The 18903-nt window shown below is 43.2% G+C and carries 14 protein-coding genes and 1 tRNA gene; 6 read left to right on the forward strand and 9 right to left on the reverse strand.

Translation table 11 applies throughout. The features are described from left to right. Window positions 1-174 precede the first annotated feature (174 nt). Window positions 175-990, forward strand: coding sequence for a hypothetical protein (locus tag JKP82_RS02650; RefSeq protein ID WP_218395742.1), 816 nt, complete (start codon window positions 175-177; stop codon window positions 988-990). Window positions 991-1104: 114 nt separating this feature from the next. Here the strand turns inward: JKP82_RS02650 and JKP82_RS02655 are convergent, their stop codons facing one another. Next, a complete protein-coding gene (locus tag JKP82_RS02655) occupies window positions 1105-1962 on the reverse strand; it encodes a retroviral-like aspartic protease family protein (RefSeq protein WP_218395744.1) in 858 nt (285 codons plus the stop codon). A 282-nt stretch (window positions 1963-2244) separates the two neighbouring features. Between JKP82_RS02655 and dcm the strand changes: the two genes are divergently transcribed. Both dcm and JKP82_RS02665 read left to right on the forward strand, forming a co-directional pair. Further along, a complete protein-coding gene (dcm, locus tag JKP82_RS02660) occupies window positions 2245-3636 on the forward strand; it encodes a DNA (cytosine-5-)-methyltransferase (RefSeq protein WP_218395745.1) in 1392 nt (463 codons plus the stop codon). 79 nt (window positions 3637-3715) lie between these two features. Beyond that, the gene (locus tag JKP82_RS02665; protein ID WP_218395747.1) at window positions 3716-5026 is read left to right on the forward strand and encodes an MvaI/BcnI family restriction endonuclease; all 1311 of its coding nucleotides are present in this window, start codon (window positions 3716-3718) and stop codon (window positions 5024-5026) included. A gap of 488 nt (window positions 5027-5514) precedes the next feature. On the opposite strand, the gene JKP82_RS02670 is transcribed toward JKP82_RS02665, so the two are convergent. The 8 genes from JKP82_RS02670 to mutY all read right to left on the reverse strand — a co-directional run bounded on the left by JKP82_RS02670 (window position 5515) and on the right by mutY (window position 16143). After that, the gene (locus JKP82_RS02670; protein WP_218395748.1) at window positions 5515-8472 is read right to left on the reverse strand and encodes a TonB-dependent receptor; all 2958 of its coding nucleotides are present in this window, start codon (window positions 8470-8472) and stop codon (window positions 5515-5517) included. Between the two features lie 6 nt (window positions 8473-8478). Next, a complete protein-coding gene (locus tag JKP82_RS02675; RefSeq protein WP_218395750.1) occupies window positions 8479-9420 on the reverse strand; it encodes a FecR family protein in 942 nt (313 codons plus the stop codon). Between the two features lie 3 nt (window positions 9421-9423). After that, window positions 9424-9951, reverse strand: a complete 528-nt coding sequence (locus JKP82_RS02680) for a sigma-70 family RNA polymerase sigma factor (RefSeq protein WP_159528071.1) — start codon at window positions 9949-9951, stop codon at window positions 9424-9426. Beyond that, window positions 9941-11437, reverse strand: a complete 1497-nt coding sequence (locus tag JKP82_RS02685) for a CehA/McbA family metallohydrolase domain-containing protein (protein WP_218395751.1) — start codon at window positions 11435-11437, stop codon at window positions 9941-9943. The genes JKP82_RS02680 and JKP82_RS02685 overlap by 11 nt, the downstream gene beginning before the upstream one ends. A 73-nt stretch (window positions 11438-11510) precedes the next feature. Continuing rightward, a complete protein-coding gene (locus tag JKP82_RS02690; RefSeq protein WP_218395753.1) occupies window positions 11511-14192 on the reverse strand; it encodes a TonB-dependent receptor in 2682 nt (893 codons plus the stop codon). Window positions 14193-14557: 365 nt separating this feature from the next. Then, window positions 14558-14633, reverse strand: a tRNA-Phe gene (locus JKP82_RS02695). A gap of 149 nt (window positions 14634-14782) precedes the next feature. After that, window positions 14783-15055 (reverse strand): oxidative damage protection protein, encoded by a 273-nt coding sequence (locus JKP82_RS02700; RefSeq protein ID WP_013785835.1) that lies wholly within the window; start codon window positions 15053-15055, stop codon window positions 14783-14785. 26 nt (window positions 15056-15081) lie between these two features. Continuing rightward, window positions 15082-16143 carry an A/G-specific adenine glycosylase gene (gene mutY, locus JKP82_RS02705; protein WP_159528069.1) on the reverse strand — a complete coding sequence of 354 codons (1062 nt, stop codon included), beginning with the start codon at window positions 16141-16143 and terminating at the stop codon, window positions 15082-15084. A 111-nt stretch (window positions 16144-16254) separates the two neighbouring features. On the opposite strand from mutY, the gene JKP82_RS02710 reads away from it, so the two are divergent. The 3 genes from JKP82_RS02710 to JKP82_RS02720 all read left to right on the forward strand — a co-directional run bounded on the left by JKP82_RS02710 (window position 16255) and on the right by JKP82_RS02720 (window position 18861). Then, window positions 16255-16959 carry an alpha/beta fold hydrolase gene (locus JKP82_RS02710; RefSeq protein ID WP_159528068.1) on the forward strand — a complete coding sequence of 235 codons (705 nt, stop codon included), beginning with the start codon at window positions 16255-16257 and terminating at the stop codon, window positions 16957-16959. Window positions 16960-17062: 103 nt separating this feature from the next. Then, entirely contained in the window at window positions 17063-17782 is a 720-nt protein-coding gene (gene trmB, locus JKP82_RS02715; RefSeq protein ID WP_159528067.1) for a tRNA (guanosine(46)-N7)-methyltransferase TrmB, read from the forward strand. Beyond that, on the forward strand, window positions 17782-18861 hold the full coding sequence (locus JKP82_RS02720; protein ID WP_159528066.1) for a methyltransferase: 1080 nt from the start codon (window positions 17782-17784) through the stop codon (window positions 18859-18861). The genes trmB and JKP82_RS02720 overlap by 1 nt, the downstream gene beginning before the upstream one ends. The last annotated feature ends 42 nt before the right edge of the window (window positions 18862-18903 follow it).

An 18903-nucleotide genomic window follows, 5' to 3' on the forward strand; every position in this document is an offset into this window, starting at 1 on the left:
CCAATTACTGAAACTAGGCTATCGCCAGCTGAAAAATAGGTGAGATTATTCCGCCCCTTAGGGAAAAGAGGTGGTTTGTTGCCGCTTTATAGTTTGATAACTTGTTACTCTGCCCTCGCAAAGCGGATTCCCATGTAGCTTCCTTAGATGTACTCATTTAGAACGGAGAGACTTATGCTTGATAGTATTACCCAATCCGATACAGGATTTAGTCAGTCCTCATTAAATAAACTTCAGGTTCGCTCTTTAACCGAAGACGAAATATCTGGCTTCGGCGACATTCTTCGCCAAGCAAATGAGCAAACGACTACGTCGAAAGAATTTTTGAAATCACTGTCATCCGACGAACTGCAATTAGTCAAAAAAGCCAATAGCCTTGCAGCAAATATTGATGTGGACTCTCTTAGTCAAGAAGGTGCCCAAAATCTATTAAGCCAGCCAGATGGCTCTGACTTAGTCGACTTAAACAATGATGGCATTGTTGAAATTGGTATAGGTAGAACTATTCATTTCCCCCCCGTAAATGCCACCGCTCATGTAAAAGCCTCATGGGAAAAAGCAACAGAAGGAATGGATGGGGGAGAGAAAGCACAGTTAGAGCTAAGCATGTTTTCTATGGTATATGGGTTTGGGATAAACGGTGTTGATCCCGATGTGGCTTTGCCACCTGAACAGCAGTGGGATAGTACAAATATAAATGCGTTGTACGAGTATGCGCAATCAAATCTAGAATTCCGTGTAGGGATGGAAGGTTGGACTGATTACAATAAGCAGCTTGATAAGGTATACGAAAGCTTCTTTTCTTCCATTCGCCAATCTAGCAGTAGTATGTTTCAACCTCAGCAAAATGCTAGTGCTATAAAATCGTCTTCGTCATTGGGCTCATCATCAGAGCAAAACACGACTACTTCTATGTCACCCAGTGATAGAATTAAAGAGGTTAATCAATTAGTGCTTGATGCTAAATCAGAACTTAATTCAGGGCCGTAATACTCTCTAAAGCGCAAGGGCGCGCTCCAACTAAAACTCTCGCCTTTGGTGAGACAGCGAATACCTTACTACTATTCATTCTGATTCAGGCAAGGCTATGTGAAGTTTACCAAGCTAATAATCTAAGGTAACAATGAAGTCTTTTAATAAGTCATAACCGATTAGCCCCACCACACGCTTTCCACGTATACGGCTTCCAGTGCTTTCATATTGGCTTTCTAAATGCGTTTTTTGTCCTGCTGCTGGAAAACTTACTTTTACGTCGCTGATTTCATAAGGGCCGAATTTCACCACTTTTGAAGTAGCAAATTCGTTCACACCTGAGCTATTTGCGCCAAACGATGTGGTAGCTCCCTCAACCTGCTCAAGTAATCCTGCTCTTGATGCAGAGCGACGGTCAATTAAAATCGTTCCTGCATTTCCGGTATCTATACGTAACCACAGTGCAACCCCGTTGATATGAATTTCAGCGATTGGCATTCCACTCCCCTTTTGGGAAACAGCCTTTACGTTTGCTATTTCCCCCATATCAACAGCATCTCTTGTGATCAGGCGTATTTTGCTACGTGAATAATCAAGCTGCACTATAAAGTTTTTGAAAAAGCCTGCTCCTAACAACATGCCATTAGAGTGATGTCCTAAAGTGGTTTCAACCACAGAGTCTAGTTCAAACTCGGTGCCGAAAATATCCACTTTCACATTGTTATAAGCACGTCTTTTCTCTACCCCATAAACGCCCTTAATATTGACCGAACGTGCTGAATCTAAACTGAGGTTGTGCTTGCCGACAAATGCTCGGTTAATACTATTGATTTGAGCCCCAGAGTCCAACATAGCCCTAGACTCAATGCCCTCAATCGAAACTGGTAAAAAGATATGCCCATTGTCTAGTATGAAATCAGTCCATACTGTGACTGCGCTGAATGATTTAAAAGATAGAAATAGAAAAGACAGTAGGAGATATCGCACCATAAAATTCCCTTCAATGCTGCCGCTAAGATATTGATATTTAATTTATCATAGGAATAAAGAACATTCGATTTTAGTTGCGTAATTATGCTGTAAAGGTCTTTTATAGCGCACACGCAGGGTTGGAAGCACATGACGATATAGATCCTATATCTAAGATCAGTAGATAACATTCTGTAGATTCAATACTCTCTGTTTTAAGAAAGCTGTATATTTAAACAGCCAATCATTTTACTCTGGGTCAAACGAGTGATAAACTCTCCAAAAAGTGAAAAGGTATTATCTATGGACAAAAAAGCTCAAACGAAAAATCTTTTAAGCAGCCTTTTAGAAATTTATGACCAAAAGCAAATAGCTGAAAAACTTAATCCTATCACAGACAACAATTGGTGTAGGGAGACGATAAATCGCGTACTAAAAGGCAAAAGTGACAAAACATTTAACGAGAAAGAAATCTTTTTTTTAGAGGGCTTGTTTCCTAGAAGGCCATCTCATTATGATAATCCCAATTTTCGCTTTATTGATTTATTTGCTGGCATAGGCGGTATTAGAAAAGGATTTGAAGAAGTTGGAGGCAAATGCGTATTTACTAGTGAATGGAACAAGTTTGCAGTAAGAACCTATAAGGCAAACCACTATTCAGACCCTCAAGAACATATTTTCAACGAAGATATTCGAGAAGTAACCCTTTCCGAGAATGAAGATATTCCTGAAGAAACTGCTGACCAGCACATTCGACAAACTATCCCCGAATATGATGTTTTATTAGCTGGCTTTCCTTGCCAACCTTTCTCACTCGCCGGCGTTTCAAAGAAGAATTCTTTGGGTAGAAGCCATGGCTTCGAAGATGAAGCACAAGGAACTCTATTTTTTGATGTTTGCAGAATAATAAGAGCAACGCAGCCTAAAGCGTTCTTATTGGAAAACGTAAAGAATTTAAAAAGTCACGACAAAGGTAAAACATTTAAGGTCATTCTCAAAGCTTTAGATGAGCTAGGTTACGATGTTTGCGATCAAGACTTTCAAGGTACCGGTGCAAAAGATCCAAGAATAATAGATGGTGGTCGGTTTTTGCCACAACATCGTGAGCGAATAGCCTTGGTGGGATTTAGAAAAGACCTTGGCCTAACTCAGCGCCTAAGTTTGAGTATTATAAAATTTCCACCGAAGAAGCCAACACTAGCAGATTTACTTGAAAACCTAGATGAAGAACGTGAGTCCAAATACACGCTAACACCTAAGCTTTGGGAGTATCTTTACGAATATTCCAAAAAACATAAAGCCAAAGGTAACGGGTTTGGCTTCGGGTTGGTAAATCCTCAAAATCCTGATGCTGTTTGTAGAACATTGTCAGCTCGCTATCATAAAGATGGTTCAGAAATACTGCTAGACAGAGGGTGGGATCAGGAACTTGGCGAGAAAAATTTCTGGGATGAAAGCAATCAAATTCGGAGACCGAGAAGACTTACTCCAAGAGAATGTGCAAGATTGATGGGCTTCGACAGTCCTGACGGAAATGAATTTGTTATTCCAGTATCAGATACTCAAGCATATAAACAATTTGGTAACTCAGTTGTTGTGCCAGTATTTTCTGCAATTGCAGATTTAATGGCACCACTTATTGAAGAAGCAATTGCCTTGTCAAATCACAATGAAAAAATTGTAAACGTAGCTTAGTTTCACAGAACAACCCATTTCATTTAATATAATAAGATCATATAGTTGATTTAAATTATATGGATATTGAAGTGGGTTGATGACTACAGAATTTCAAAATTTATTAGAAATAAAAGCTGCTTTTGCAGACTTAGGTTGCACCAAAGTAGTTTTCAAAGCTCTTTCTAACAATGACAATTCGAAGCAACAAATATACTTTGGCGGTAACTTTGATGTTATTCAATTAATACCTAGTGGTGAAACACGTAGTGATGGCATTAGCTCTAAGGGGCCTATATTCAAGTCTCCCCTTAACTTTTCATGGATAGCACCAGACGAATCGCCTGAACAGGCAAAAGGTACTCAATTCATACTCTACCCTAAATACCCTGAAGTTCGTTTATCTGGATTCCTTAAAAATTGTACATTGGCACCCAGCCATTTAATGAAGCCCTCTACGCCAGACGAACGCAAAGCAAGAGAAAATAGTAAGAGATACTTGTTTCTCGGAATCAAGAAAGACCAAGTGTTTGCATATGTGAGCGCGTGGAAGTCCAACTTGAGTAATCAAGCTACTGATCTAATATGCCATGAAGAAACACAACAAATTACCTCAGTTTTTTATGAACTTAGTGTTCAAAGAACTGATTCAAAAGCCAAGCTAATAGCTCGATTAAAAGAAATATATGAAATGGGAGCTGTACAATCACATCGGTTAAATAAAGACGGAAAGAGGATTCAATACAAAGCACAAAATGGCGCTGGCTACACTTTAGAAGCCTTGTTCGGAATAACACCTAATGGCTCCCCTGATCCCGATTTCGAGGATTGGGAGCTTAAATCACATTCTGGCAACGTAGTTACGTTGATGACACCTGAGCCCAATTGTGGGACTTATCTTGATTCATTGGAGTTGTTCGTAAGAACTTATGGCAAAGTAAAAGAACAGGTACGTATGGACTTTACTGGAATTCATAAACATGGAGAAGAAAATCCTAAAACCTGCTTAACTCTTCAATTAGTTGGGTTTGATCGTAAAACATCAAAGATTATAGATCCAAATGGCGGCTTACATTTAGTGGATACACGTGGATCGATAGCCGCAGGTTGGGGATTCGAAAAGCTAATCGATCACTGGAAAAACAAACATTCGAAAACTTGCTTTGTAAGCGTTACTAAAATCAAAAAATCGGTTCCAGAGTATCTATTTGGCCCAGAAATTCGGTTGGCTGAAGGAGCAACTTTGCAGAATTTTCTCAATAGTATTTTTGATAAAGCTATTTATTATGATCCCGGCGTTAATTTGAAGTTTATCAAATCAAAGTGGAAACCTAAAAAGCGAAATCAGCTACGAATAAAATGGAAAGATCTAGAAAGATTATTTGAGCATATTAACGATTCTCAATTATAAATCTATATTTCATAACAAGATGGTTCATAGACATCCACGATATGCACCAAAAATAGAAAGCTCATCGGCTTTGCTTCAATATGCTGTGCTTGTAATTTTGCCGTAAGTTGAAGTTTTGGAGTAAATGGTTTGATTTGCAAAATTGTATTGGAGCTAAAAACAAAAAAGCCCTCGCATTTCTGCAAGGGCTTGAATAATGGTGCCTCGACCCGGGATTGTAACGCGCGGTGCAACTGCAGGGACACGCGGATTTTCAATGTAATCCAAGAGTTTAATTAATTGTTTTAATTAGTTTTTTATTTTCTTTGCAAATTCTTTGCATAAGCTAGCGTTTCATGACCTACGATCAGCATGGCAAAGTAAACCAAAAATCTATTCGCAACTTTGATGCTGGGCGTTTTGAACCACTGCAACGTGTACCGGCTTCCAAATGCAGAACTCTGCACTTTAATTAATATTTATGTATCTTTACTTACTTTATTTCGTGGTTAAATCTCTAATGAAAACCCTATTAAAAAAGTACGCCCACTCAATGTAGTATTATAAGCTCGGTCGTTTGAATCGCTGTATAGCTCCTCTCTAACATCAGTTAAATTTAGACCTTCTATCGTCACTCTTAATGATTGACTAAGTTGCATGCTCGCCGATGCATCAATGTAAGTTGTTGCATGATAGCCTGATTCGTCTTGGTCTGTGTTTCCCGGCTGGACTGATAATATATAAGGACTGCGATAGACAGCTGACACGCGGGCCGACCAATGCGATTGCTCGTAATACACCGTAAAATTATAACTACGTCTAGACAGCCCCGCGAACGTTTTAACCTGATTTTCTCCCGTTCCTTGTACATCTCGGTAAAGGGTTTGTCCCTCGGCGTAAGTAAAGTTGGTATTAACCCCAAGAAGATCAAAAGGGGAAGGAAGAAATGCTAAATCACGGGAATAAGTAATTTCAAAACCTTTAAATGTGGTTGTATCGGTATTCTCGGGTGTACTGACATAAAAAACATCATCGACACTATCCCCATCTTGTAGCAAGCTAGCGGGGAGTCCCAGTTCGCGATACGGTATAGCTTCAACATCTTCCACTACGAAATTATTTATCTGCTTGAAGAAGCTAGAGAGAGCCATAATACCGCCGTCTTCGAAATACCACTCAACACCGGTTTCTACATTCAATGACTTTAGGGGCTTTAAATAAGGATTTCCTAAAAATACTTGCCCAATGTCGCCCTCATTCCGGGATGCTTGCGACACCTCGGCGGTAATAGCCAAATCTTGAATAGACGGGCGCGTGATATTCTCATCTACGCTGGCACGCCATAACCAATTGTCGTTGAGTTCAAGTACTGTATTAACGCTAAAAAGCACATCGTCATAAGTTTTGGTGACGGCTGACGGCAATCCCTTTTGAATACCTGAAGACGTAAACTGCGTATTGAAATACCGAATTCCCCCTTGCGTATAAAGAGGCTTACCCAGCCAATGTCCTACGCTATCGTACATCGCGTAGAGCGCGAGAGTGTTTTCTTTAACCTTAAAGTTGGAACTATCTACTGTATCTTCGGCGGTAAGTTGTACGTTACCCAAGTCAAAATGCGTTTGAATAGCATTAAGGTTGCCCTGCATCCATGTTTTATCTGGGTGCTGACTGAACAGAGATAAGTGCGCTTTAGACAGAGTATTATCATCAAGAGCTGGGTACACACTTCTAGCGCGATCCATCCCTGTGTTTTCAAAGGATTTATAATGTGCACCCGCCGACACGGCATCACCGTTACTAAATAAATAGCGAAGTGATGCCTTCACATTGTTGTACGAAGTACGTATTTCATTTTCCTGAAAGTAAAGATCTTTCACGGTTAGTCCGGTTAGAGATGCCGTATCCATATTAGTAGAATAGCTCTCGCCGTAAAAACGGTCTTCACGAAAGTCCGTAACAATATCCACCCCAGTTTTACGAATGTTGACTTTATTTACTTTAGGCTGCGAGTAATCACTGGCACTGCTGCCAAGGCTAACGTTAAGGCTTAGTGCAGAAGTGGGCTGCCACTGACTTTCCATACTCAATTGATAAAACGTTGACGTATTTTCATCTTCCCGAGTTTCGATACGCCATGTTGCATCGGTATATTTCGCAAACAATATTTCTTTGTCATTTTTATTTTGTTCCCATGCTAGTAGCGTAACATTGTCATTGTCTTTCACTGCAATATGATGCTCATCAAGACTATTATGTAAACGGCTGGCAATGCTGCTAAATGCAACTTGCCACTTATCATTTGGCGCGTATTGCAGTGAGGCTGTTACTCCTAATCGACGTTGATTATTATTCCAAAGAGAATATCGATGGCCTCTGGGAAACCAGAATACGCCTTGTGCTAATTCGTGCTGCAACACACTATCTTCTTCTCCGCTGTAACGCTTTTTCTCCTGTCGCCACCGCGTAGTATTAGTACCAAACTCAGTAGTGTGTCGCTGACTGTACACAGCGGAAACAAGACCTCCGAGTTTATCATTTCGTCGGCTGACCAACCCAATAATACTTGGGTCGAGCTGTTTACTGTTTTCGTTGTAACTTTGTTTCACGGTAAAGGTATTTATGTCATCCACAAAATCGAAGGGTTTTGGCGTATACAACATAACTGTGCCACCAATACCGCCTTCATCTTGTTCCACCGAATACGATTTACTTACATCAATACGATTAAAAATCTCTGATGCAAATAGTGTGAAATCGAAGGCTCGGGTACGACTCACACTTCCTCTGGCGTCCATCGCCGATGATGTCATTGCCATCGCTTCCATACCATTTACCTTTACGCGGGTAAAGTCAGGACCTAGTCCCCGAAGTGAAATCTGTCGCCCTTCGCCTCCTTCACGGGTGATAGTAATGCCCGGTATACGTTGTAATGAATCAGCCAAATTCAAATCGGGGAAATCAGTAATGTCTTCTGACAAAATCGATTCTTGAGTGACCATGGCAAGGCGCTTTATCTCTCTGGCACGAATAAGAGATTGGCGAAATCCTGTGACTTCTATTTCAACAGTTGGGTGAGTACGAGTAATAGCATTGCTTTCTGTTTGGGTTGTTTTGCTAGTGTTTTCGTTTTGTTGTGTGTCGCACCGATGAATAACCCAGCCATTTTGAACAGGCGCTAAACAAAGTGAAAAAGGTTGCAGTAGTGAAGATAAATCACTGGCGTTAGTCGTGCGCCATTGTGCAGGCGTTATGGTTAACCCCTTAAGCAAGGTGGGGTCAAATGCAATGGTTTCGCCGGCGTCACGACTAAATTCAGTGACAAGCTGTGATAAGGGAATAGTATTGATCGTTTTGTCTGCTAACCCTTCTTGAGCAGCAAAACAAGCAGGCGATAAACCGACCGATATTAACCAAAAAACGTGACCCGCAATGACCACTGACTTTTTGCTTCTTCGGTTTATCATGCCAATTTAGTTTACTTGTCGACGTATTTCGAAACCTGAACGAGTATCAGCAACCTCCAGTTGATAGAGAGAACTAAGTACCGCTAACGTTTGCGTAGTATCTTCTAGTTTAAAGCGACCAGCCACCCGGTGTTTCCCAATAGTGCTATCTATAATCAAAATAGGCTTATCTGAATAACGGTTCAATCGTTCCAACAAATAAGTTAGAGATTCATCATCTACTTCTATCCAGCCTGTGCGCCAATCTACCACTTGTGACAAATTAACACGCTGCACCGGTTCTGCAACTCCCCTATTAATTGTTATTTTCTCGCCTGCCTTGAGCAATACAGCCGCGCTATCGACCTTACCTCGAACTTCTACAATGCCCTCGTGTACTACCACGTCAACACGCTGCCCTTGCCTATCGATGTTGAACGCCGTGCCAACAGCCGTCACTGAAGACAGCCCGGCCTTTACTACAAACGGGCGAGCCCGGTCTTTCGCCACATCAAAATACACCTGCCCCTTTTTCAAGTTCAAAGCGCGGGTATCGTCAGAAAATAGAACGATTAGCTCACTTTTGGGTTGTAGTTGCACCTCACTACCATCACTTAGTGCCTCGTGCGCGGAAGTAATTAATTGGGATGAGGTTGAGGGGGTTATGACGTGATAGCGTGAAAATACTAGCGCAATCACAAGTAATGACGCAGCAATGGCACTTCCCCATGTCACAAGTGAACGCCTTCGGTTTGCGATTTTCGACGACTTTTGGGCGTTTAAATAAGCAGCATGAACTGCTGGGTCTTCCCAAGTTGCTATCATCCTTTCTAACACTTCTTGATGTCGCTCTCTTTCATCTAACCAACGGATAAATCGACGTTTATTTAACGCATCTAAATCTCCGTCTGCGAGCCGGTCTATCCACTCACCTGCCTCTAAGTATGTCTTTTCTTGTTGGCTTGTCATTATCTACCTGCTTTTATCCAGATGCAGTTGAATATCTGCCATTGCACGCGAAATATGCTTTGTTACTGCTTCTGCCGAAATATTCAAGCTAGACGCTATGGCTTGACGGCTTTGGCCTTCAATACGGCGCATTTCAAAAACACGCCGGCGTTGGACTGGCATCGCATTAATCACTTGCGCAATGAGCTCGATTCGTTGTTGTGTTTCAAGGTGTAGCTCTGGATTTTGTCGGTAGCATTGTTGTTCATCAACATTGTCAGTGTCTAGAAGCTGGCGTTTCGAAAGCAGATTTCTCGCTACGCGAAACGCGTATGCGAGAGGGTTATCAATAACGGTTGCTTTAGATTGCTCTAAAACGCGAGCGATGGACTCTTGATAAAGATCTGCCGCCTCTTCACTGTTAACGGAATGCCTATGCAAGTATTGCTTGAGGACTTTTGAATTTATCAGCGTTTGAAGTGAAGAGCTGGGGGTTTCTTCTGGCATGTCTAACGACGATACTGCTGTATTAATATGATGGTCACTTATCATCGCACTCGCCTGTGACAAATTCATTGCAGTAACGAGAAGTGTGATGATTGGGGTGGTGTAGATATACGGGATTGCTGTAAAACCAGAGATCATCCCACGGATTTTCGCCTTTGGGATCAACCTCTGGCTCCAATTCTTCTTTTAAGTTGGTCCCGCGTACTCGTACGTAGGCATTGTTGTCAGGTGCGGGCAAAGAAAATTGCACAACATTATAGGCTCCCTGTCTTTCCCAATCTTGCTGAAAAAAACGGTGGATCACCTTCACAGGCGCTTTTTCTGTTTGGGGGTATTTGCCAACCACATCTCCATAGATTATATCTAATCGCTCAACCGCCGGATATTGACGATTGAAGTTAGCACCTTGCGGGTCGTGAAACGCGACAGTAACGGTTATAGGCGCCTTATTATTGACGTCTAAAGCTAACGTACCTCCGATGTTAACGCGCTTGGCTCCGTGTTCAACACTCACATACAGCTCGTCTATCAAATCACCGGTAACAATAAATACATTTCCTTCGCGCAGACCATCTAGTACGCTGTCGTAGTCTCGTGCCGCTCGTACATACGTTTTGGCGTATTCTCCTGGCCAAAAATCTGTACGTCCTTCGGTATAATGTGCATGGCTATCAGAAACAGCGGTGACCGTCCATTTTCTGCCTTCAGCCATTAATTTATCCCAAACTCCTCCAACAATGGCCGACATTTGGTCAGTGCCGCCATGGGTTGGATAGCCAAAATACTCTGCGCGAGGCGCTCTCGGATTATTCGTGCCGTCTGGGTTTATTGATGCAGCTTGATGCCCGGGAATCGCGGTCATACCGGTGACCACGTCTGGCGCAATATCCTGCCACTCCCGCATTTTTTGCGGTGTAACCTTTTGGTACACATTCAAGTCAGTAGCCTTTCGCGCGGGGTGATTCACTGACAATAGCGGTTGTGGTGACATCTTCTGCATAGCTTCTAACGCGGTAAGCATAGAAGCGTGCGTGTCTCTGGGAGATTCGTCAGGGTAAATTTCTCTGCGGTTGTACTGACTTTCCAACTCAAAAAGTTGGTCGGCTTCTTTCTCACTTTTTGGAATAATCAGCGTACTGTGTCGCGCGCCTGGGGTGTCGAACTCCATACCATAAAACTGCATAATTTCTGGAATGGCGGCTCTGGAGGCAACCAGTTCCGGGTACGCTGAATTTCGGTTTACTGCACTGTGATTTGGACCACCATGGTCGGTTGTTACCATCCAATCTAATTGATGAAATGCTGCCATTTTGGCGTTCAATGCAGTGAAATAATGGGCGTCACCAAATAAGAGCGGCGAAGGGGGTTGAGTCTTCCAGTTCCATCGTGCGCTATATTTACCGTGAATATGGTGGTCACCGGCTAGCCAGGTTTTTCCATCTTCAGGAACAAAAGCACGGCTTTCATTGTGTTGCTGGTTTACCGATACACACGCTGATAAGACAAGCAATCCGCTCGTAAACGTTATCATTAAAACTTTTTTCATTACTGTTTAAACGTCCATTGGAAAAAGCATACCAGGCAAGCCTGGTATGCTACTTAGTTTAAAATTGCATGGTTGCACCAAGCATATAAGTACGCCCACTGGTCGTGGTATTGTATGCACGATCGTGAGAATCGCTATATAACTCCTGACGCTCATCGGTGAGGTTAATGCCTTCAAAGCTCAGTTTAATAGTGTCGGTTAGTTGGTAGAATGAAGAGAAATCGATGAATGTTGTACCGTGATAACCTGATTCATCCTGATCGCCACTGGAAGACGCGCCAGTAAGGTATGCACTACGGTATGCCGCTGACACTCTAGCGCCCCAGCCTTCCTGCTCGTAGTACAGCGTAAAGTTATAACTATTTTTCGATAATCCCGTGAACGCTTTTTCTTGGTCATTACCCTCTTCGCCATAGATATTGCGATACAGAGCATCACCATCTGCATAGGTATAGTTTGCAATAACACCTAAATGATTAAATGGTGCAGGAAGGAAATCTAAATCGCGAGAGAAAGTTAACTCCACCCCTTTAATTTTCGATGCGTCCATATTCTCTGGACGCTGTAAATAAAAAATACTGTCGACGGTTTTATCTACAGGTAGCAACTCTGCCGGTAAGCCCAATGATGAATACACAACTTCACTGGTAGTATCGACAATGAAATTATCGATATCTTTATAAAAAATGGCAGCTGCGGCATAACCAACGTCATCGAAATACCACTCAAACGCGGTATCCAAATTGTTCGATTCAAAGGGTTCCAACATTGGATTTCCCATCGTCACGCTGGTAATCGCATCCCCCGATGTTTGCGAGACTGACGCGTTATAGCTTAGCGCCCCCAAGGACGGACGGGTTATATTTTTGCTTGCCGATGCACGCCATAACACGTTTTCTTGCAACTCATAAACGAGGTTGATAGTAGGCAAAACATCTGAGTACGAACGGGTGGTCTCTATGGCGGCACCCGATGATTTACCGGCCGCCGTAATATCTGTTTCAAAATATCGCAACCCAGCACTTACTAGCAGCGGCTTACCTGCAAACTCGTTCTCCCAGCCGTATTGCACGTACATCGCCAACGTTTCTTCTGTTACTGGCGATTTGTCATTTCGTGTAAGCTCACTGTCATCAATGTTATAGCCACTAAGCCCATAAAAGTTTAGCAATGCGTCTAAATCACCTTGAAGCCAGCTGGTGTTGGGATGTTCACTATACACTTCAACCAGAGCATCATTTAGTGTGGTGACGCCGGTATTTTCAGGTGCAATATTTTGCGCATTGCTTTGGGTTAATTGGTAAGCAGAATTCTCGAATTTTTTATAGTTCACTCCAAATTGGAGTTCTCCTGTATCGCCCACGAGGTAGGTGAAATCGACTTTTGCTGTGTCAAAATCATTAGTAATGTAGTTTTCCTGCAGGTAGATATCTTTCATCTCGTAGCCATCGAGTTGCGTAGTATCGAAGTCAGACGAAGTGCTAATACCGTAGAAGCGATCTTGTCTGAAGTCTGTAGCGATATCCACGATGCCTTTGGCATGAATATTCGATTTTATAACTTCAGGCTGATCAAAGTCAGATGAACTTGTTCCAATAACGGCACTGGCATAGAACTCAGGGTTTATTGTCCAGTCCATACTAAGCGTATATTGGTTAAATTCCGACTCATTGTAACGACGAGAGTTCTCGTTACGCCACGTTGCATTCTCATACAAGGCGTAAACGACTTCTTTTTGCCCGTCGTTTTCTTCCCATATAAGATCAGATACAACCTTGTTGTCTTTCACTGCAGAGTGATGTTCATCGGTATTGTTTTCTAACTCTGCATGCATGATGTCTAACGTTAGTGAAAAAGAATCAGACAGTTTGTATTGGAATGCGGCAGTGACTCCTAAGCGATCTTGAGTATTGTTCCAGCGAGAAAAGCGATGACCACGAGGAAACCAAAGTTCACCTGAATCTAACTCAGCTTGCAGGTCGGTATCTGCTGGATCCGCAGCAGTTTTTCCACCTTCTCGGCGCCAGCGTGTAGTATTGGTTCCATACTCGGCAGTTTCACGTTCACTGTAAGCTACGGAAACCAAGGCGCCAAATTTGTTCCAGACATTCGAAATAAGCCCAGCCATACGAGGGTTAGTTTCTTCGCTATTCGTGTTGTAGCCGCCTCGTACCGACAACGCACTTTTGAACCCGTCATAATCGAATGGTTTTGCGGTAAATAGCCCGACCGTTCCGCCAATGCCGCCCTCTTCCTGATCGGCTGAGTAGGTTTTGCTAATGTCAATTCGATTGAACAACTCAGATGCGAAAACATTAAAGTCAAAGCCACGAGTGCGACTTACACCGCCGCGGGCATCCATGGGTGATGAAGACGTGCCCATGGCTTCCATACCGTTTACTTGAACACGTGTAAAATCGGGACCTAGGCCGCGTAACGAAATTTGGCGGCCTTCGCCACCTTCCCGGGTAATGGTAATCCCTGGTACTCGCTGCAGAGAGTCGGCCAAATTAAGGTCTGGAAAGTCTGCGATATCTTCTGCCAAGATTGTATCGCGGGAGATAATGGCATCTTTTTTCAAATCTTTCGCTCTAATTAGTGAGCTACGAAAAGAAGTGACTTCAATTACTTCAACGTTTTCATCAGCAACTGATGACTGCTGTGCTGTTACAGGCGTAACACCCGTTAATCCAGCCAACACACCCAATGAGAGTGTAGTTTTGGCAAATTGATTTTTCATGTGTGATCCTAGTAGTGCAAAGTTAGAGTGAGATGTTCCGGTGCGCACGGTTAACACATGTAATGAGTCAGTAGCTGAAAAAAGTAGACAGACTTTTTGATGAAACTTTTGTGACGAAACTAATAGGAAAGGCTTTTACACAAAAGTATGTGTATGCATTGTTATTGCAATAATAAATTTCGATAGCGGGATTGGTTATGTATAAGGAGACAGCTTTGTCTCGAAAATGGAGACGATTGAATAATGGTGCCTCGACCCGGGATTGTAACGCGCGGCGCAGCCGCAGGGGTACGTTAGCGTGTGCCGTTGACTTCGTAAGCCCTGGATCAAAAAAGCCCTCGCATTTCTGCAAGGGCTTCTAATAATGGTGCCTCGACCCGGGATCGAACCAGGGACACGCGGATTTTCAATCCGCTGCTCTACCAACTGAGCTATCGAGGCAAAATCTTTTAGCGTTTGGGCGTTTGCTGCCTGTCTCGCTGTGGGTGCGTATTAAACGGATTTCCGACTAACAAGTCAACCGTTTTTGTCGGTTTTTTTTCGGTTTTGTTACCGTTTGCACATTGTTTATGCAAAATACGCTTTTTTGATTACTTTTCAGGCGGAACATAGCCTTCAATGGTAGGCTCTACGCCGTCGAACAAGTAAGCCGACATACTTTGTTCTAAAAACTGTCTGGCGGTAGGTTCCATCATATTTAACTTATTTTCGTTAATTAGCATGGTTTGTTTCTTTTGCCAGTCGGCCCATGCTTCTTTTGAAATATTATCGTAAATACGTTTTCCTAGCTCACCAGGGTAAAGCTGAAAATCTAAGCCGTCGGCTTCTTTTTGTAAACGCTGGCAAAATACCACTCTACTCATTGTATGTCCTTAACCTATTCGATGCGCTAAAGCACATGCACTAATTGCTGAATGATTTTCTTTGTCGGGGCAGCTAAACCTACTTCAATAGGTTCGTTAAACATAAACCACTGGGCTTTTTGTTCTGCCACCTGCTTTCTGGGTACAGAGTTTACCACGGCAAACACCGGTGTTATATCCAAATGAAAATGGCTAAAGGTATGCCTAAAGGCTGTTTGGGTTTCAAATGAACTGGCTTCAATACCTCGCTTGGCAAGTTCAGCTTCAGCACTTTCTATATCTTGTGCTTCAATAAAACCATATAAACCGCCCCACAAGCCGCTAGAAGGCCGCTGTTCCAAATAAACCTGTCGTTGGAACAATGGCACTATAAGTAACGTACTTCGCTCTGGAATGGCTTTCTTGGGCTTTTTACCTGGGAATTCAGTTTGCGCCCCCTGGGCATACGCTAAGCAATCGTGCTGTAACGGGCATTCATCACACTTTGGCTTACTACGCGTACATACCATAGCACCCAAATCCATCATCACCTGAGTGTAGTTGGCACTGCGTTTTTCTGGCGTATTCTTTTCTGCCACTTCCCATAACGCATTTTCAACCGCTTTTTGGCCAGGCCAGCCACCAACAGCGTAGTAGCGAGCAAGCACACGCTTTACGTTGCCATCTAATATAGGGTGACGTTGATTGCGTGAAATAGATAATACCGCACCAGCGGTAGAGCGTCCGATTCCAGGCAATGCTATTACATCGTCTATGTTGTCAGGAAACGTACCACCGTGATCCTCTACAATTTGCTTAGCCGCTTTGTGTAAGTTTCTAGCGCGGGCGTAGTAGCCCAAACCTGTCCAATGATGCAGTACGTCATCTTGCGCTGCATTGGCTAGCTCCACCACGCTGGGGAAAGATTGCATAAACCGCTCAAAATACGGAATGACGGTGGTGACTTGCGTTTGCTGTAGCATAATCTCAGATACCCACACTTTGTAGGGGGTAATATCTTGTTGCCATGGCAGGTGCTTGCGGCCATGAATGTCGTACCAAGCAAGTACTCGCTCAGCAAAAGTGTTTGGGGTAACCGTATTTGTCATAAAAACTGCGCAGTGAATGACCGTTAGCTACATTTAATAGCCATTAGGTTTTATTGATAAATGGCCTGCTATGTTAGCATGTGAAGGTATAAATGTATTTTAGGAGTCTTTGTGACCACCAGCGCCCCTGTTCTATTTTTACCCGGAACCTTATGCGATGAACGTGTTTGGTTGCCCGTTTGGCAACGCATGAAAATTTCTCAACGTCGCTATGTACCCTTACAGTGGGCAGCCACCAAAGACGACATGCTAGCGCTCACTTCCGACCGTGTTATTCAAGATGAAAAAGTACATCTTGTGGGCTTCTCCATGGGTGGCTACATTTCCGCGCTATGGGCATCGCAGAATATGGAGCACGTGGCGTCTATTACGCTTATTGGATATGATGCAAAAGGCTTATCGAAAGAAGAGATAGCGAGGCGCAAACAGCTGGTTACTATGCTAAACAGTGGCGACTTCAAGCCAGAAAACCCTGCCTATTTTACGCGTTTTGTGCATCCAACTCATCAGGAAAGTCCTGATGTAATGGGCGTTGTACAATCTATGGCAGAAGATTTAGGCAAAAATACTTTGCTGGCTCATACGCAAGCCACATCGCCAAGGGAAGACTTTGTAAAAGCGTTGGCGAAATCGAAGGTGCCCGTCAATATTATTGCAGCAACTGACGATGAAGTTGTACCGCTTGCTTTGCTACAAGCTATGGCAGATAACATCGCCTCCGCGAACATATACAAGATTGAAAATGCAGGCCATATGATGCTTCTGGAACAACCCGAAAAGCTTGCTACACTGCTTAGCAATTGTATAGATGTTTAAAAAAACCGCATTTTATTGCGCTTTTATTAATTATAGCGTTGCATAACATGCCGCTAACTGGATAATGCGCCACCAGTAAATTGGGGCAAGAAAGGTATTGCAAATGAGGCAATTCAAAAGCCAGGCCGAGGCTGAAGCCGCTGGTGTTCACGTAAGTAAAGTTAAAAGCTTTGTAAAGCGCGAAGGCCGCTTAACAAAAGCGCAAACCCGTGCCATTGAAGAATTTTGGCCAACCATGGGTATCGACTACCAAAATGCCGAACTGGACTTATCAGTTCTATTTGGCAGAACCGCGCCTGTTGTGGTTGAAATTGGCTTTGGTATGGGTAAATCATTAGTTGAAATGGCTGCGGCTGCCCCTGAGAAAAATTTTATTGGCATTGAAGTGCATCGCCCAGGCGTTGGCGCTTGTTTAGCTGAAGCTGGCGAACAGGGCTTAACCAATTTGCGCGTGATGGATCACGATGCGGTTGAAGTGCTTAAGAATATGATCCCAGAGGGTGGATTATCTCGACTTCAATTGTTTTTCCCCGATCCTTGGCATAAAAAGCGCCATCATAAGCGACGTATTGTTCAGCCTGAGTTTGCTGCCCTTGTGCTAACCAAATTAGAAAAAGGTGGCTGTTTCCATATGGCTACCGACTGGGAACCTTACGCAGAACACATGGCCGAAGTAATGGATGCAACTTCAGGTTATGCAAATACTGCACAAGAAGGTACCTATGTGCCTCGCCCTGAATATCGACCTATCACTAAATTTGAAACCCGTGGTCAAAAGCTAGGCCACGGTGTTTGGGATCTTATTTACGAGCGAGCGCAGTAATGATTTTAACGCCTCAAAGCCAACTTTTAGAACGCAACATCAACATTTTTGAGCAAGGCGAATGGTTGTTTATCAATCCTTCTGATGCCTACTTCCTCGATGCACTTAAGCATAAAAATGTAACGGTAATGCACCAGTACTTCGACATATTTTCTGAATGTGTTCGAGTGATATCTTCATCCAGTTTTGATAGCCGAGATATCACGAAAGAGGGTTTTGAGGTGGTGCAAAAAGTGGGGCCGCACACCCATTACTTTACGCCTTTTATGCGCAATGAACACACCCATACTGACGTGCTAATTTTTCTGCCTAAATCAAAGTCGCATTTTCAAATGTTACTGCGCATGGCAGCAGGCATGGTGGGTCAAAATGGCCGCATACACGTTGTGGGCGAAAACAAAGGCGGTATAAAAAGCGCGGCTAAACTCATGCAACCTTACGGGGTTACGCATAAAGTGGACTCTGCCCGTCACTGCAGTTTAATTACCACCATTGTTGAACAGCCTCACTTAGCATTTGAACCAGAAGCTTGGCTTGAAACCGACACGTATGAAATTGGCAATACAAGCTGGCCTGTGTGCTCTTTACCTGGCGTATTTAGCCATGGCGAACTCGACAAGGGCACTAAACTACTACTAGAAAAACATACCTCGGGTATGAGCGGCAACGTATTAGACTTTGCTTGTGGTGCTGGGGTAATTGCTAGTTACTTAATGCTGACCTACCCTCACCTAAAAATGCAGCTGTCTGATATTAGCGCCCTTGCAATTTATGCCAGCGCGATGACATTAGCGGCCAATGGTCAATCAGCCACCTTGCATGCTGCGAATGGTTTGTATGGCATCGAGGGTAAAGTACAGCATATTGTCACCAACCCGCCGTTTCATACCGGACTTAAAACCGACTACACCATTACTAAGCGATTTATTGAAGATGCCCGTAAAATGCTAAGTCAAAATGGCACTTTGCAAATGGTTGCTAACCGTTTCCTGCCCTACCCGGGGCTATTATCTGAACACTTCCCACGCGTGTTAACCACTGCACAAACCACACAATTTTCGTTATATCAGGCTGCATAGTAATAGCACTTTTGCTAAAGCCTGTGCTAACGTAAATAAATT

Source organism: Alteromonas lipotrueae (assembly GCF_019249215.1).
Classification (GTDB): domain Bacteria; phylum Pseudomonadota; class Gammaproteobacteria; order Enterobacterales; family Alteromonadaceae; genus Alteromonas; species Alteromonas lipotrueae.